The sequence below is a fragment of the Microbacterium alkaliflavum genome (assembly GCF_044325405.1).
GTDB classification, from domain to species: Bacteria; Actinomycetota; Actinomycetes; order Actinomycetales; family Microbacteriaceae; genus Microbacterium; species Microbacterium alkaliflavum.
The window spans coordinates 518766-535034 of the sequence record NZ_JBIQWL010000002.1; the positions used below are offsets into that span (position 1 = coordinate 518766).

At 67.9% G+C, this 16269-nt stretch carries 11 protein-coding genes; 1 reads left to right on the forward strand and 10 read right to left on the reverse strand.

What is annotated here, in order from left to right:
• Positions 1-11: 11 nt before the first annotated feature.
• The 9 genes from ACH3VR_RS07370 to ACH3VR_RS07410 form a co-directional block, all read right to left on the reverse strand.
• Positions 12-917: an SDR family oxidoreductase gene (locus ACH3VR_RS07370; RefSeq protein WP_396640102.1), complete on the reverse strand. Its 906-nt coding sequence runs from the start codon at positions 915-917 to the stop codon at positions 12-14.
• Between the two features lie 55 nt (positions 918-972).
• Positions 973-1692, reverse strand: coding sequence for a copper homeostasis protein CutC (locus ACH3VR_RS07375; RefSeq protein WP_396640103.1), 720 nt, complete (start codon positions 1690-1692; stop codon positions 973-975).
• 3 nt (positions 1693-1695) lie between these two features.
• The gene (gene nagE / locus ACH3VR_RS07380) at positions 1696-3630 is read right to left on the reverse strand and encodes an N-acetylglucosamine-specific PTS transporter subunit IIBC (RefSeq protein WP_396640104.1); all 1935 of its coding nucleotides are present in this window, start codon (positions 3628-3630) and stop codon (positions 1696-1698) included.
• A 27-nt stretch (positions 3631-3657) separates the two neighbouring features.
• Positions 3658-4437: a glucosamine-6-phosphate deaminase gene (locus ACH3VR_RS07385; RefSeq protein WP_396640105.1), complete on the reverse strand. Its 780-nt coding sequence runs from the start codon at positions 4435-4437 to the stop codon at positions 3658-3660.
• Positions 4438-4766: 329 nt separating this feature from the next.
• A complete protein-coding gene (locus ACH3VR_RS07390; protein WP_396640460.1) occupies positions 4767-6476 on the reverse strand; it encodes a DEAD/DEAH box helicase in 1710 nt (569 codons plus the stop codon).
• A 103-nt stretch (positions 6477-6579) separates the two neighbouring features.
• Positions 6580-7950: an alpha/beta hydrolase gene (locus ACH3VR_RS07395; protein WP_396640106.1), complete on the reverse strand. Its 1371-nt coding sequence runs from the start codon at positions 7948-7950 to the stop codon at positions 6580-6582.
• A 12-nt stretch (positions 7951-7962) separates the two neighbouring features.
• The gene (locus ACH3VR_RS07400) at positions 7963-10677 is read right to left on the reverse strand and encodes a hypothetical protein (protein WP_396640107.1); all 2715 of its coding nucleotides are present in this window, start codon (positions 10675-10677) and stop codon (positions 7963-7965) included.
• 1 nt (position 10678) lies between these two features.
• Positions 10679-11776, reverse strand: coding sequence for a hypothetical protein (locus ACH3VR_RS07405; RefSeq protein ID WP_396640108.1), 1098 nt, complete (start codon positions 11774-11776; stop codon positions 10679-10681).
• Positions 11777-11779: 3 nt separating this feature from the next.
• Complete coding sequence (locus tag ACH3VR_RS07410) at positions 11780-12814, reverse strand: trypsin-like serine peptidase (RefSeq protein ID WP_396640109.1); 1035 nt, start codon at positions 12812-12814, stop codon at positions 11780-11782.
• Between the two features lie 250 nt (positions 12815-13064).
• Here ACH3VR_RS07410 and ACH3VR_RS07415 point away from each other — a divergent pair, with 250 nt between their 5' ends.
• On the forward strand, positions 13065-14072 hold the full coding sequence (locus tag ACH3VR_RS07415) for a hypothetical protein (protein ID WP_396640110.1): 1008 nt from the start codon (positions 13065-13067) through the stop codon (positions 14070-14072).
• A gap of 44 nt (positions 14073-14116) precedes the next feature.
• Here ACH3VR_RS07415 and ACH3VR_RS07420 read toward each other — a convergent pair whose 3' ends face one another.
• Positions 14117-16012 (reverse strand): APC family permease, encoded by a 1896-nt coding sequence (locus ACH3VR_RS07420; RefSeq protein ID WP_396640461.1) that lies wholly within the window; start codon positions 16010-16012, stop codon positions 14117-14119.
• Positions 16013-16269 lie beyond the last annotated feature (257 nt).

Genomic DNA, 16269 nt, shown 5'->3' on the forward strand with positions numbered 1-16269 from the left:
GGCCGACTCGATCAGCGGCGGGTCGTCACGGCGAATTCCTCCGCGCGCTCCCACATCCGCGTCGCTGCTGTCCGGTCCGTCAGGCGCCGGTACGGACGCCGTCTCCGCGCCGGACCGGAGATCCCGAAGAGGCCGGCGGGACCGTAGAACTCGCAGTCCGCGGCCTCCGTCGCCACTGCCAGGAGGGCCGGCTGGGCGGCCTCGGCAGGGGTGTTGCCGAGACGGCGCGCGAGCGCGGCGAGGCGGCCGTCCGAGGCGCGCTCGCGGATGAGGGGGCTGATGCCGGTGTCGGGCGCGACGCCGGGGTGGCACACCGAGACCCGCACTCCCCACCCGTTCATCGTGCTGCGTCGCGAGAGCTCGTATGCGAAGAGCCCGAGTGCGAGTTTCGACACGGCGTATGCGCGCATCGGTGAGTATCGCCGCTCGGACTGCAAGTCGTCCCAGTCGATGCGGGCGAACCCGGCGGCGTAGCTGCACTGCATGACGACTCGAGCGTTCGCCAGCACGGGGAGCAGTGCGAGCGTCAAAGCGAAATGTCCGAGGAAATTCGTCTGGAAGTGCAGCTCGAATCCGTCCTCACTGACGTGCCGCATCGGGTCGCCGAGCGAGACGATGCCGGCGTTCGCCACGAGGACGTCGATCGGGGGGCTGCCGCTCAGGTCCAGGGCCAGCTCGCGGACCGACTCGAGCCGGCTGAGGTCGAGGGCGCGCAGCTCGATGCGCGCACCCGGGACGGATTCTCGGATGTAGGCGGCCGCGCGCTCGCCTTTGGCGCGATCGCGCACGGGAAGGACGAGGTCGGCGCCCGCGTGCGCGAGGCCCAGAGCGATCTGACGGCCTATGCCGTCACTGGCGCCCGTCACGAGTGCGAGCGAACCGGCGAGGTCCGGGAGTGACACGGCGGGGTAGGTCACGCGGCCTCCAGGGCGCAGGGATGACGGGCGGGTTCGGCACCACCGATGGACAGCGTCAGCGCCGGGCCTCCCGCACGGCCTCGGCCACGAGCTCCGCGCTCGTGACGTCATGCCCGCTCGCACCGCCGCCCGGTCCGGATGGGGCATCCGCGCCTGCGCGCTCCCGCGCGGAGAGGTGCACCGCATCGACGCCCGCCGCGAGGAGTGCCGGGATGTCCCCCGCGGTCACACCCCCGCCTGCCATCACCTCGATCCGGCCGGCCGATGCCGCGGCGAACTCCGAGAGGAGCGGGATGCCGTCGACGCTGCGCGCAGCGCCTCCCGACGTGAGGACGCGGTCCGCTCCCTCTTCGATCAGGGCATCGAACACGGCTCGAGGATCGGCGCTCGCGTCGATCGCACGATGGAACACGAGGGTCGCGCCGCCCGCGGCATCCCTCCAGCGGCGTATCGCGTCACGATCGAGCAGACCGTCTCCCGTCAGGGCGCCGACCACGACTCCCCCGGCTCCCCGCTCCACGCACGCCCGGATGTCGGCCTCGACGACCGCGGCCTCCTCCGCGGAGTACACGAAGCCGCCCCCGCGCGGACGCACGAGCACGTTCACCACGAGCGGGTCGACCGCGGCGAGGACCGCCTCGAGGATTCCCAGCGACGGAGTGAGTCCTCCCGTCTCCAGCGCCTGGCACAGCTCGAGCCGGTCGGCGCCGGCGTCGAGGGCGACACGCGCACCGGCGGCATCCTGAACCGCGATCTCGACTGCGCGTGCGCCCATCGATCACTCCGTGAACTCGATCTGCGCGTCCTCGTTGTTCAGCACGATCACCGGCGTGACCGCGGGATGTCCGGCTGCCGCGATCTTCTTCAGATCGAACTCCAGCAGCGGCGTGCCCGCTGTCACCTTGGCCCCCTTCTCGACGAGAGTCTTGAACCCGTCGCCCTTCATCTGGACCGTGTCGATGCCGACGTGGATGAGCAGCTCGGTCCCGTCCTGCAGGACGAGTGCGACCGCATGGCTCGTGTCGAAAGTGGCGCCGACGGTGCCGTCGGCGGGCGCCACGACGGTGGTGCCCGAGGGCTCGATCGCGACACCCGGGCCCATGATCCCCTCCGCGAACGTCGGGTCCGGAACAGTCGTCAGATCCACCACCGTCCCCTCGACCGGCTGGCGGAGGGTGATCGTCGTCCGGGTCTTGGTTCCCGTCGCGGTCTCGCCGTCTCCAGCTGCGAGAGCCGGCTCCGGCTCCGCGACGTCGAGGACGACCTCGCCGGACATCACACGCTCCATCGCATCCTTCACGAACTGCACGTTCGTGCCGTAGACGACCTGCACGGAGTGCCCGCCGGTCTTCATCGTGCCGGCCGCGCCCGCGCGCTTGAGGGCGGTCTCGTCGACCTGCGAGACGTCCGCGATCTCCATGCGAAGGCGTGTCGCGCAGTTGTCGAGGTCGGTGATGTTCTGCTTGCCGCCGAGCGCGTCGATGAACCGCACGGCGGTCATGTTGTACGCATCGTCCTTCGAGTGGGTGTCGAACTCCGTGCCCTCGCCGAGGATGTCGTCGTCCTCACGCCCCGGCGTCTTGAGGTTGAACCGCTTGATGAAGAAGTAGAACACGCCGAAGTAGATGAAGAACCAGAAGACGCCCATGACGGGGATGAGCCAGGGGTTCTGCGCCATCGGGTTCATCCAGTTGAGGACGAGATCGACGAAGCCGGCCGAGAACCCGAAGCCCATGCGCACCGGCAGGATCTGGCTGATCGCCATAGAGATGCCCGTGAACAGCGCATGGACGACGTACAGTCCAGGTGCCAAGAACATGAACGCGAACTCGAGCGGCTCGGTCACGCCGACGAAGAACGACGACACCGCGCCGGCGAAGAGCACGCCGTAAGCGAGCTTCTTGCGCGTCGTCTTGGCGGTGAGATACATCGCAAGCGCGGCGCCCGGGAGACCGAACATCATGATCGGGAAGAACCCGGTCATGTACTGGCCCGTGACGCCGTAGGTGCCTGTCCCGGACAGGAAGTTGTTGAGGTCGTTGATGCCCGCGACGTCGAACCAGAACACCGAGTTGAGCGCGTGGTGGAGACCGACGGGAATCAGCAGGCGGTTGAGGAAGCCGTAGATGCCGGTGCCGAAGGGGCCGAGAGTGACGATCCACTCACCGAAGACGACCAGCCCGCCGTACACCCAGGGCCACACGAAGTAGAGGATGATCGCGACGACGAGCGAGACGGCGGCCGTGACGATCGCGACGGAGCGCTTGCCCGAGAAGAACGACAGCGCGTCCGGGAGCTTCGTGTCCTTGAACCGGTTGTAGCAGTAGGCGCCGATCAGACCGCAGATGATGCCGACGAAGACGTTCTGCACCTTGAGGAAGGCCGGGTCGACCTTGTTGACGTCGGCGACTCCGGTGTAGAGCGCGACGGTCTCGGGCTTGAGGAGCGTCGTCACCACGAGCCAGGACACCAGGCCCGCCAAGGCCGACGTGCCATCGGATTTGCGCGCCATGCCGATCGAGATGCCGACGGCGAACAGCAATGCCATGTTGTCGAGCAGCGCTCCACCGGCCGCACCGAGGAACGCCGAGAAGATGTTGGGACTCTTGCCGCCGGCGCTGATCCAGTAGCTGATGCCGGACAGGATCGCCGCGACCGGCAGCACGGCCACCGGAAGCATGATCGACCTGCCGAGTCGTTGAAGGAACTTCATGCTCTTCTCCTCATCGAGAATGGGGCCTTACAGCCCCTGCCAATCAGGCTTGTTGTCGTACGCGTAGCGGTAGTAATCCAGGTGCTGCAGCTTCGACGCCGCGGCCTCGTCGACGACAACTGTCGCGTGCGGATGCAGCTGGATCGCCGAGCCGGGCAGCGATGACGTGATGGGACCCTCGACGGCGCCCGCGACCGCGTCGGCCTTTCCCTCACCGAAGGCGAGCAGCACGAGGTGGCGAGCACGCAGGATCGTGCCGAGCCCCTGCGTGACGCAATGCATCGGAACGTCGTCGATCGAATCGAAGAAACGCGCGTTGTCGCTGCGGGTCTGGGCAGTCAGCGTCTTCACCCGCGTCTGCGACGCGAAAGACGAGCCCGGCTCGTTGAAGCCGATGTGCCCGCCGGTGCCGATGCCGAGGATCTGCAGCTCCACCCCGCCCGCGGCGAGGATCGCGGCTTCGTAGTCGTCGCCGGCGTGCTCGATGCTCGCGGGATCGCCGTTGGGAGTGTGGATCAGCTCGGGGTTGAGTCCCAGCGGCTCGACCACCTCGCGGGTGATCACGTTGCGGTAGGTCTCGGGATGCTGGGGATCAAGCCCGACGTACTCGTCCAGCGCGAATCCCCGCACGCGGGAGACATCCACCCCTTGCAGGCGCGAGGGGAGCGCCTCGTAGACGGGGGTGGGCGTCGAACCCGTCGCGAGTCCGAGCACGACGTCGGGCTGACGGCGGATCAGCTCCGCGATCTCGTCGGCGATCAAAGCGCCGGCCGCCGCCTTCGAATCCACGACCACAACTTCAGCCATCGAGACCCCCGCCTCTGCGGCGCCACTGCCGCGACCGGTGCCCACGATAGTGGTTCCGCGCTTGCGCGCACCAGAGGGCGCAGCGCGCCGGAGACGCAGGGCGCGCTCGGCAGCGACGCGACCGCGTCGAAGCCGGATAGCACGCGTGGGGCGCCCGCGCTGGAACATTGCTCCAGACGCCCAAGACCGGGCACCCCACGCCCGCTGGAGGCAACCCTATCCAACGCGAGCTCAACGCCGCGACAGCGCAGCGCAAATCGGCTGCGACGGACTTCGCATCGCGTACCGTGGCCGCCCACGGCCGGCGCGAAGTCCCGCAGGAGCGGTGGTCAGTGGCGCGGTTTGCGGTAGGGACGGTCGTCGTCGCGGCGCGCCCGACGCCCGGGGCCACCCGTGTCGAGCCGCAGTTCGATGAGCCGTCCCGAGATGCGCGTGCCCTCGAGCCGTTCGAGTGTCGCACGCGAAAGATCGGCGGGGAGCTCGACGAGGGAGAAGTCCGGTCGGATCTGGATCGCGCCGAAGTCGTCGCGCTTGAGGCCGCCCTCGTTGGCGAGCGCCCCGACGATCTGACGGGGCTCGACGCGATGGCGTTTGCCGACGGCGATCCGATAAGTCGCCATCCCGTCGCGGGGCGTGCGAGGCCGCCGCTCGCCGCCGTCGCGATCACGGTCGAAGCGCCCCGGCCGTTCGCCGCGGTCGCGGTCGGCACGCTCACGCCGCGCGGGCTCCGGGTCGGGCTCGAGAAGGAGCGGCGACTCCCCCTGGGCGACCACGGCGAGGGCGGCCGCGACATCCACTTCGGGAACGTCGTTGTGCCGCACGTAGTGGGCGATGATGTCGCGGAAGCGGTCGATGCGCTCCGTCTCGCCGAGGGCCGCGGTGATGCGGTCGTCGAAGCGTGCGAGGCGCGTGACGTTGACCTCGTCCACGCTCGGCAGCGGGATCTCGGTGAGCTCCTGACGCGTGGCGCGCTCGATCGCCCGCACGAGCCCGCGCTCCCGCGGCGTCACGAAGCTGATGGCGTCACCCGACCGTCCGGCGCGACCCGTGCGGCCGATACGGTGCACGTACGATTCGGTGTCGGTCGGGATGTCGAAGTTCACGACGTGCGAGATGCGCTCGACATCGAGGCCGCGCGCGGCGACGTCGGTCGCGACGAGGATGTCGAGCTTGCCCGACTTGAGCTGGTTGATGGTCTTCTCGCGTACGGGCTGAGCGATGTCGCCGTTGATCGCGGCCGCCGAGTATCCTCGCGCGCGCAGCTTCTCGGCGATCTCCTCCGTGACGATCTTCGTGCGGCCGAAGATGATCATGCCGTCGAAGTTCTCGGTCTCGAGGATGCGCGTCAGAGCATCCATCTTCTGCTGGAACGACACGATGAGGTACCGCTGCGTGATCGTCGACGATGTCGTCGTCTTGGTCTTGACAGTGATCTCTTCGGGGTCGTGCAGGTACTGCTGCGAGATGCGCCGGATCGCCGCGGGCATCGTCGCCGAGAAGAGCGCGACCTGCTTCGTTTCCGGAGTGTCGGCGAGGATCGTCTCGACGTCCTCCGCGAAGCCCATCTTGAGCATCTCGTCGGCCTCGTCGAGCACGAGATACTTCAGCTCGGTGAGGTCGAGCGTTCCCTTGTCGAGGTGGTCCATGATGCGTCCGGGCGTGCCGACGATGATGTGCACGCCGCGGCGGAGCGCCGAGAGCTGCACGCCGTAGCCCTGGCCGCCGTAGACGGGAAGCACGTGCACGCCGCGCAGGTGCGACGCGTATTTCTCGAACGCCTCGCACACCTGCAGCGCGAGCTCCCGCGTCGGGGCGAGCACGAGCGCCTGCGGCGTCTTCTGCGACACGTCGAGTCGGTCGAGGATCGGCAGTGCGAACGCCGCGGTCTTGCCCGTGCCGGTCTGCGCGAGACCCACGACGTCGCGACCGCCCAGAAGGGTCGGGATCGTCGCGGCCTGGATCGCCGACGGCGTCTCGTACCCGACGTCGCGCAGCGCCGCGAGCACCGAATCACCCAATCCCAGGGCGGCGAACGTCATCGTGGCGGGCTCCTGCGAAGCCGCTTCCTCGATCGGGGCATCGGACGTGGTCACCCTTCAGGGTAGTGCGCGCGCCCTGTGCGGTGACAAGACGACACCTCGGTCAGAGTCGCCAGTACCGACCGCCGTCGGCGGGCTCGAGCCCGAAGCGCGGCGGAGCCGCGCCGCGGAGCACGACGCTGTTGAGGTCGGCGATGACGTGCCGATTCGAGCAGAAGTAGGCGTGCCCGGTGCGGTCGTCGGTCGGGTCGTCGAGGACGATCTGCGTCACCTCGATCGTGTCCATCGGGGGCACGACGACGATCCCGTCTCGAGCATCCCCCGCCCGTCGGAGCTTGTGGATGCGGCGTGAGAGGTCCAATGCCGCGTCGGCGCCGCACGAGTAGAGGGTGAGGCGCGGGCGGGGATGCTCCTCGACGGCGTCGACGGCCTGGAACGCCGTGATGAGCTCGCGGAAGGTGTCGGCGTCGACATCGGGCGCGGCGAAGATGACGTTGCCCAGATGAGTGGGGAATCCGGCGAGCGCGTCTGCGAGATCGTGGATGGCCGCGGACATGATCCGATTCCCCATGCTGTGCGCGACGAGGTGCACCCGGCGAGCGCCACTGTTCTCGAGCAGGTCTCGAAGCAGCTGGCTGAAGTGCGGTCCGGCCCAGGCAGCGTTGTTCTCGTCGACGGTGTAGGACAGGAGCTTGCCCTGAGACGGCCAGGTGTAGGCGACTGTCCGGCCGTCGAATTCGAGATCGTAGGAGAACTGTGCGGCACGCTTGATCGCGTCCGCCCAGCCGGTGCGGTAGCCGTGGACGAACACGAGGATGTCATCGCTCGTATCCGTCGCGTCGAGAGCCGCGCCGGCGCCCCCCGCGGTGCGGAGAGACTCGAGCCAGCTCGAGTGGCCCAGCTCGTCGACCGACTCCACCATGATGTGCAGATCGGGGTTCTCGCGGAACTGAAGCTTGTACCACTTCGGACTCTCCATGCGGCCCTTGCGATGGCCGTCGGGGATGCTGACGGCGGCCAGTCCATACGCGAGCGGAGACTCGCCTGCCTCGTGTGCGGAGCGATCGATCCCGTAACGACGCGACGCGGGCTGCCCTGGCTGATGGTTGCGGTCGGTCGCATACCAGACCGGCACCGACACGTGCCGCGGGCTCGGGGATTCGACCGGCACGGCCTCGCCTTCGTCGCCTCCGATGTCCCGGGGGTCGCCCTCATCGGGCGCCCGTTCGGCACGGAGGCTGCGTGTGCGTTCGAGAAGGGCCGCGACCCGTCGCGATATCGTCTCGTCGGCGTTCGCATACGAGGCGACGAGCGCACGGACCTCGGCCGCGGCATCCCGAGCCGGGTCGGAATCGAGGTCGCGCAGGAGGAGCAGCAGCTCGGCCGCGAAGGGGGCCGCGCGTTCGCCGAGGAGCGCAACGAGCCGGCGCCAGATGGACTTCAGGTCTTGTTGTACGACATCGATCTCGCGCATCTGCGCCACCTTTCAGAAGGCCGCCCCGTCGGACTCGAACCGGAGCTGCTCCGACACGTGCTCGCGGATGCTTCCGCTCTCGTCGGCGGACATGTCGACCGCGAGGCTCCGCCCGATTTCGGCACTGGTCAGCTGGGAGTTCGGATCGGGATGCCTGCGCCGGCGCCGCGTGGTCGGCACAGGTCCCGCCGTGTGCCCCGACAGTCGCAGCGCATCGCGCGCGATCGACGGGACGTCGTCGCCGATCTCGGCGGCCAGATCGCGGACGAGCGAAGGGTTGCGCGATCGGTCGCGCGGCGTGAGCTGATCGATCTCGTCGACGAGCCTCGCGCGCGCCTTGAGGGCCTGGTCGCTGTCCGACGAGCCTGACCGGCGATGCACCCGCACGATCGCCACTCGCGCGACCCATCCGGCGATCATGTCCTGGGCGGAGGCGGCCGCGCTCTCCGCCTGGCTCAACAGGCTCAGCGCCGCTGTCGTGTCCCCGGCATCCTCCGCGATCCGCGCGGCGAGCAGTGCGACGTCGATGAAAGTGTCGGAGTCGTGATGCTCCGTCGCCCATTTCAGCGTGGCTCGCGCCGCGGTGAGCGCCTCGTCGGTGCGGTGGAGGCTTGCGAGTGCTTCGACCTCGATCGCCCCCGTGAAGGGAACGATCGTGTCGTTGCGGCGCCCGGTGACGATCTCGAGGGCGGCCTCGGCTCGGCCGGAGTCGAGCAGGCGGCGCGAGCTGAGCACCGCCTGGCGCGCCCACGAGAGATCATCCGCCTCGTGCAGAATCGCAGGGTCGACGGTCACGCCGATCCGGTTGGCGAGATAGACCTGACTGGAGGGTGGGAACTCGTCGACCGCCTCCATCAGGACGCGGGCGGCCTCGGGGTCGAACGACTTGTCCAGCGTGGCCGTCGACTGACCGAGTGCCAGGCGGTAGTACAGCTCTTCGACCTTGTCTTCAACCGATCCGCGTCGGCGATAGAACGCGAGAGCCGCGCGCCGGAGCTTCGCGACGAGCTCGGGGTCATCATGGGTCACGAGGGGCAGCATCAGCTTGCGCAGCTCCGGGCGTTGGATCAGAGTGCCGCCCTCGATCGGGATGACGACCGCGACTTCGCGCTGAAGCTTGTCGAAGAGCGCGGTCGCCGCGTCGCGATCGATCGCCCCGAGGCCGCACGGCTTCGCCAGCACGTCCTGGATGACGTCGGGCGTGATGCGCCGCACGACGAGACCCGGGTTCGCGAGTCGGCGGACATCGGGATCCTCGATGTGGGCGAGCACCCTTCGGTAGAGCACGCCCTGCACGTTCGCACCCTCCAGCTGGAAGAGGACGTCTCGCCGGCGTTCGTCCGTCGCCAGGCCGAGTTCGGCCTCGCGACGGATCAGCAGCACCGCCAGCCGCAGGCTCAGAGGGTGCGGAGGCACGGCCTGTGCGACGCCCGCGATGAACGAGTCGGGAAGGTCCAGCGGCGCGAGCTGCGTGCGCAGCAGGTCGTGGGCCGCCGCCGGAGTGAGGTTGCCGAGCGCGAGGCTGCGCGTGCGGCGCCCTTCGATGGGCGTTCGCCCGCAGATCACGACGCGAAGTCGCGGGCAGGCGCGCTGCAGGCGTTCCAGGAAGTCCCACAGCTCGTCCGCCGCGACGGGCGATTGCCGCTGTGCGACCTCGAAAGTGTCGAGGACCCAGACCGTCGGAAGCTGGTGCCGACCTGTCGCCGCGGCGACGAGCTGAGCGAAGCGATCCAGCAGCACGTCGACATCGCGGTCGGTGTATCCCCTGGCAGTGGACCACGAGACCTTCGATGCACGTCGGTCCGACAGTGACGTCAGCAGCGCGGACGCCACGGCGCCGCGGGTGCTCTCGGCGACGGCCGCCGCGTCACTCGCCACATCCGGGAACAGCGCCGCGAGCTGCGTTGCGGCCTCGGCCAGCAGCGTCAGCGGCTGCTCGAGCTGAAGCTCGGGTCTGTCGAACGACAGGTAGGCGAAGGGGAATCGGTAGCTCGCCCCCGCATCCACATGGTCGAGCACGAATCGCGCGACGAGCGTCGACTTCCCGACTCCTCCCAGTCCGTGGATCACCAGAGGCGGCTTGTCGGTGAGATTCAAGATGCGCTTCACCCGGCGGACAGCGCCCTTCGCGCGGCTCGACGGGGAGAGCACCTCGGCGTAATCGGCGAGCACCGCCAGTTCGTGATCGCGACCGAACACCCCGTCGGCGACGAGAAGGCGCAGGGGGTTCAGCATCGCGTCGATGCTCTGCTGCGCCTTCGCCTCGACCGACCGCGGCAGCTTCACGTTCGTGCGTGCGAGCCAGTCCGACGCGATCGCCGTGCCCTGCAGCTCCTCGACGGTCTGGTCCTCGAGGGAGGGTGCGGTGCCTGCGATGTACCGGAGGGCCATCGTCGAGGCGACGTCCTTGGGATCGACCGCGCCATGAAGGCCCTCCAGCCGACCGGCGGCTTCGAGCGCGGCAAGGGTCGATTGACGGACGCCCAGCCGAAGCCCCCACTGCCTGCCCGCCCTCGTGAACACCTGTTCGCAGTCCTCGACCAGGAAGTCGTCGAGGTCATCGTCGGTCGCCCCGACGGCCTTGAGCGAGTCGGCGTCGAATGCGGCGACGAGTACGACGAACTCGCGCAGGGACTCGTGACGCGGGGGTTCGTCGTGGCCTGTCGGCGCGAGGGAGCCGAGCAGCTCGGCGAAAACGTGGTCGGAGATCGGGGCGAGCTCGGGCACGTCAGTACCCCCGCAGCGCGCACGCCGCTGTGCTGAATTCGGCCGCACGCGCGTGCAGCGTGGACATGGGCAGCGGATCGGGCGGGGGCTTGCCGAAGAGAGTGACGGTCAGGGCTTTGGCCTGCTTGAGAGACAATTCGTCCCCTCGCTCTGCGGCGACGGTCCGGAAGTACGCGACGATCTCCTTCAGCGGGATGCTCGCGAGGGTCGGCTCGCGCCGGACGAACGGATCCACGTTGGGATTGCTCAACGCCCTGTCGAACGCGAGCAGCACGATGCGGCACTCTCCCAGCTCGTCGTTGCCCGCCGCGGAGGCGATGCTCCCGATGAACTCGAGCGTCGTCTCTGCGACATTGGCGCCGTCGAGTCCGTCGAAGACGAGGCAGACCTTCCCGATCTCGCTCAGATGCTGGGCGATCCACGGCCTCAGCACACGCGCATTCGTGGCATCCATCGCGGTCTCATCGACCTCCGGGGGCGGCCATCCGAAGGTCGCCGCGATCATCCGAGCCACATCCACCGGCGTCGCCTGCGTATCGCTGAACATGGACAGATCGATCAGCCTGGTGTCGAACCCGCTCGTCTTCTTCGCGACGTAGGAGATCAGCACCCAGGTATAACTGCGCCCCGATGACGGAGGGCCGTTGACGATCAGCACCTTGTCGCCGTCCGCGTTGAACAGCGACTTCAGATTCTCTCGCAGATTCACCCGGTCCACGAACGGGCGGCGCCCGATGATCGTCGCGGTCGTGTGGTCGACGGGAGCAGCGGGGAGCAAGCCGTCCTTCGTCTCCGATTCTGCTTCTGCGTCGCAGTCCGCGATGATCCGCTCCACGTCCGCTCGATACAGCGTGTAATCGGGGGCGTCTCGTACCGCGATCAGGAACTGCCGGAGCTTCCCCGACTTCGCGACAACCTCGAGAGCGGATGGCCAGATCACTCGGATCGTGCCTTCCCATTCGATGTCGATCGGGTCGATGCCGATGGTGGCGAGGAACGTCCGCATCGGCTTCTTCTCGGCGAATCCCTTCAGGGCGATCTTGAGGACGGTCTTCGCGCGCTCGTTGTCGAGGGTGAAGGGTTCGTCGTAGAAGGACATCGCCTAGATCACCTTCGCGGCAGTGAGGCCCTCGACCACTCGTGCGATTCGTCTTCCCTGATTGCGGATCTCGGCGACACCGTTCGACTTCGCCTCGACCCATCGGTGATGGAGCGCGACGAGCTCCCACTTCTCGTTGAAGACGGGCGCGCCCGAGGATCCGCCATCCGTGTCGGTCAGGTACTGCACGACGTCGTCGTCGACGAAGCGGACGACGTTGTGGATCATCCCGATCTTCTTGGGCGCCCCGTTCGGATGCTGGATGATGTACACCCGGTCATCGACGCCCACAGGCGCGGCGCTCGCCAGCGGAATGGTCACTGCCGTCTTCGGCATCTTGCCCTTGAGCGTGATGACCGCCCAGTCGTGGGTTACGTCCCCGATGATCGACGCGGGATCGCCCATCAGCGCGATCGGCGCGGCGGTGAGACCCTCGAACGACCGCTCGTAGCCGAACCACGCCACGACCTTGGTCGCCCGGGCGTTGCCGTGGTCGTGGTCGAACAGCACGTGATGGTTCGTCAGAACGCGATCGGCACCGATGCGGAACGCCGTCCCGTAGTAGTCCGTGCCGGACAGCGTCACCAGGAGGCGGCAGACGGCTCCTCCCAGCTCGAGCCCCCGCCGAAGGAACGCGATGTCGAGGAACGTGGATTCGGCCGCGAGGACCTTCTCCATCCCCGGATCCCCGAAGCCACGCCAGACAGGCTCCGCACCCCGCGGGTCCGGCGGGGCGGTGACGGGCGCCGCGGCGACGAGTTCCTCGATCCGGGTCGAGATGGAGGCATCCCCTCCCTCCTTGATCAGGACGAGGAGAGGCACGAGCCGGTCGCGTCGAAACGTGAGGTCGAGGATGTCGTGCCACACCCACCGCATGGGCTGGTCCCAGTCGATCTCGGACGTGTCGACGTCGTCCCTTGTCAGGAGGTCGCGGACGACCTGCTTGCTCTGATAGTTGGTGGCCAGCAGACCCCAGAGCTCGCGCGCCGCGGGATCGGCGAAATCGTACGGCGGCAGCCGATCCAAGAAGCTCGTCATCAAGGCCCCCAGGTCTGCGACGTATGCCGAGGCGAGGCGAGCGTGGCCCACACCTCGAGTCCCGAGCAGGATGGGACACATCATCCCGCCAAGGGGTGACGGATGTCCAGGGCGAGCCCGGCTGCGATGGCAAGCGTTGACGCGCCGCGCAGCGCCCGCCATTCTTGGGGGATCCTCACCGTGGTGCGTCATGGTCCGGATGGTCACAGCGGACACTGCGCCTGATGCGGGGACGGGAGAACCGTGAGCGATGTCCTTCTGGAATGAGCCGTTCACCCTCAGCGATCCCCGCGCGACGGAGCTGCTCGCGATCGCCCGGATCGGGCTTCCCGAGAAGAAGGACATGCGGGACTTCATCGAGATCCTGGGGATTCCCGTCGACAGCATCGACTGGGACGGTCCCGCCGCGGACGTCAGGCTGCGCGTTCTGAGAGCAGTGGCCAGCATCGGCAGGCTGAAGGAGTTCGCGCTGGCTGCGCTCAGCCAGGAGAGGTTCACCCTTGCGCGCGACCGTCTCACGACGCTCATCGCGGATGGCGATCGGGCTGCGTCCGTTCGGCAGGAAGTCCAGATCGGACCGCCCAGCGAATCATCGGTGGCATTCGGCTACGAGACGGTCATGAACGCCCTCGAGTCCGCGCGCTGGGCCGTAAGCCCCACGACGAGGCTGCGTGCCGCGGACGCCTGCGAGACCGCGCTCGACCGCCTCGGCGCTGCGGCGCGGCTGCTCGGGCCATCCGAAGTCGCAGGCGAGGTGATCACGGGGTTGGGATTCGTGTCGAGATGCCTGGCTGTCGAACGCGCTCAGAGCCGACGCAAGCTGGCTGATCCGGCATATCAGGCAGCCGATGAAGACCGAGACCTGGCCAAGACGACGTATTACGCCGCATACCAGATACGCCAGCAGCTGCGAGAAACCGGGATGAGTTCGCCGGCCGAAGACCGCAGCGACGGAGAGGCTGATGCGGCCGCGGCACTGCTCGGCTACCCCGACGCGGCGGCCTACGACGAGTACCTCAACCCGAGCCTGAAAGCTCTTCTGGCCAACCCGGACATGTTCACCTCCACCTTCCTGGGACTGTTGAGGTCAGGCAGTGTCGACGTGAGCGATCCGGATTACACCAGCGCGATATCGACGGTGCAGGCGAAGATGTATGACCTCGTCAACGCGCTGGTGCGGGAAGGGTGGGCGCGATTCGAGACCCTCGACGTGTTGACCTTGACGCAGCTGGGGCGCTCGGCGCTCGAGCGGATCTGAGGGCATCATCGGCATGCCTTCCGTGGCGGCGGCCGCCATCGCCGCTACACGACGTGCACGGCGGGTCGCCGTTTGATGTCCTTCTCCGCCTCGCGAAGGACCTCCCGGGTGACGGGTGCCACTTCTCCGACGCCGGTGATGAGGTAGCGGAACATGTTCCCGATCGGATTGCCCTCTGTCCACTCGCAGTACACGGTGGGCACGACGCCGGTGAGGTCGCGCGCAGCCAAGAGAACAGCGGCGATGGTGTTCGGGACGTTGCCGCTGCGCACCTGCATCACCCGATAACCCGCGCGGATCGACCCCGTCACTTCCAGCTCCTCTTCGAAGTCCGACGAGTCTGAGGGATGCACCTCGAGGAAGATCGTCCGCGCCTTCAGCGGGATCTTGCTGAACCGTCGCTCGTCACGGTCCTTCTTCACGTACTCGCTGTCGGTGCCCTCATGCGGTTCGTGGGCGATGATGAGCAGCTCCCCCGACTTCGCGTCACCGCGGAGGAAGGACGCGGCATCCACATCGAAAGTCACGGTCGGTGCTCGCAGCTCGAACGAGCGTCCGATGCGCGAGATGACCGAAACGGTGACGATGCCGAGGATGAACAGGCCCGCGATGCGGATGCCGTCGGGGCGCTCGAGCACGTTCACCACGGTGGTGTAGATGAACACCACCGTGATCGCACCGAACGCGATCGTCTGCGGACGCTGCCGGCGCTGCCACGCCGAGATCATCACCGCGACCGATGCCGAGGTGATGAGGACCAGGACGCCCGTCGCGTACGCGCCGCCCTGCGCGTCGACATCCGCCCTGAAGACGATCGTGATCAGGAACGCGATGAGCGAGAAGACGATCACGAGCGGACGCACCGCACGCGCCCACTGCGGAGCCATGCCGTAGCGGGGCAGGTAGCGGGGCACCAGATTCAGGAGGCCGGCCATGGCCGAGGCGCCTGCGAACCAGAGGATGAGGATCGTGCTGATGTCGTAGACGGTGCCGAACGCCTCGCCGAGGTACTCGTGTGCGAGATACGCCAGCGCCCGCCCGTTCGCCGGCCCGCCGGGCTGGAAGTCGGCCTGCGGGATCAGCAGCGTCGTGGTGAAGCTCGAGGTGATCAGGAACACGCTCATGATCACGGCCGCCGTGGTCAGCAGGCGCTTGGTGCCACGGATGCGGGTCTTCGGATTGTCCGGGGCATCCGCGTCGGAACCGGTGATCTGCGGCATGACCGCGACGCCGGTCTCGAAACCCGAGAGGCCCAGGGCGAGTTTCGGGAAGACGATCAGGGCGACACCGGCGATGAGCAGCGGATTGCCGTGCGATTCGAACAGTGCCGACCACCAGTCCTCGACGACGATCGGGTTTGTGAAGATGTGTCCGATCGACACGACGGCCACCACCACATTCAGCAGCAGGTACACCGCGACGAGGAGCACCGCGACACGGATCGCCTCACGGAAGCCCTTCAGGAACACGAGACCGAGCAGGGTGACCAGCGCGAGAGTGAGCCAGACCTGCCCTCCCCCGAGCCAGGCCGGAGCAAAGGGGTTCGCGATCGCGTGGGCCGACGCATCCGCCGCAGACAGGGTGATGGTGATCATGAAGTCGGTGGCCGCGAAGCCCAACAGAACCAGGACGAACAGCTTCCCCGCCCACCACGGGAGCAGCCGCTCGAGCATCGCGATCGACCCTGACCCCCGGAAGCTCTCCTTCGCCACTCGCCGGTACACAGGCAGCGCGCCCAGCAGGGTGAGCGCGACGAGGACGATGGTCGCGAACGGCGAGATCAGCCCGGCCGCGAGCGCGGCGATGCCCGGCTGGTAACCGAGGGTCGAGAAGTAGTCGAGACCGGTCAGGCACATGACCCGCCACCAGGAATGGGTCTGCTCCGCCCGCCGCGCCATGGGCCCCTGGTGCTGGGCGTGGTCGTCGATCAGACCCGTCATCAGCCACCGGCCGAACCGGGTGCGCGACGGCTGCGGCGGTGACACCTCGATGACGGCACTCGAGCTGCCGGCGTCCGCCGTGTCGGGGGCAAGGTCGCTGATCGGGGCACTGTCGCTCACGGTCGCATGCTAATCCGGCGGCCCTGACGCCCGTGTTTCGGTTGCGTAGGGAACGCGCCGTTCCGCGTATGGAAGCCGTGAGGATCCTCGTCGGCCGGTCACGACAGCGCGTCTGTTCTTCGGCGCCAGAGCCGCGG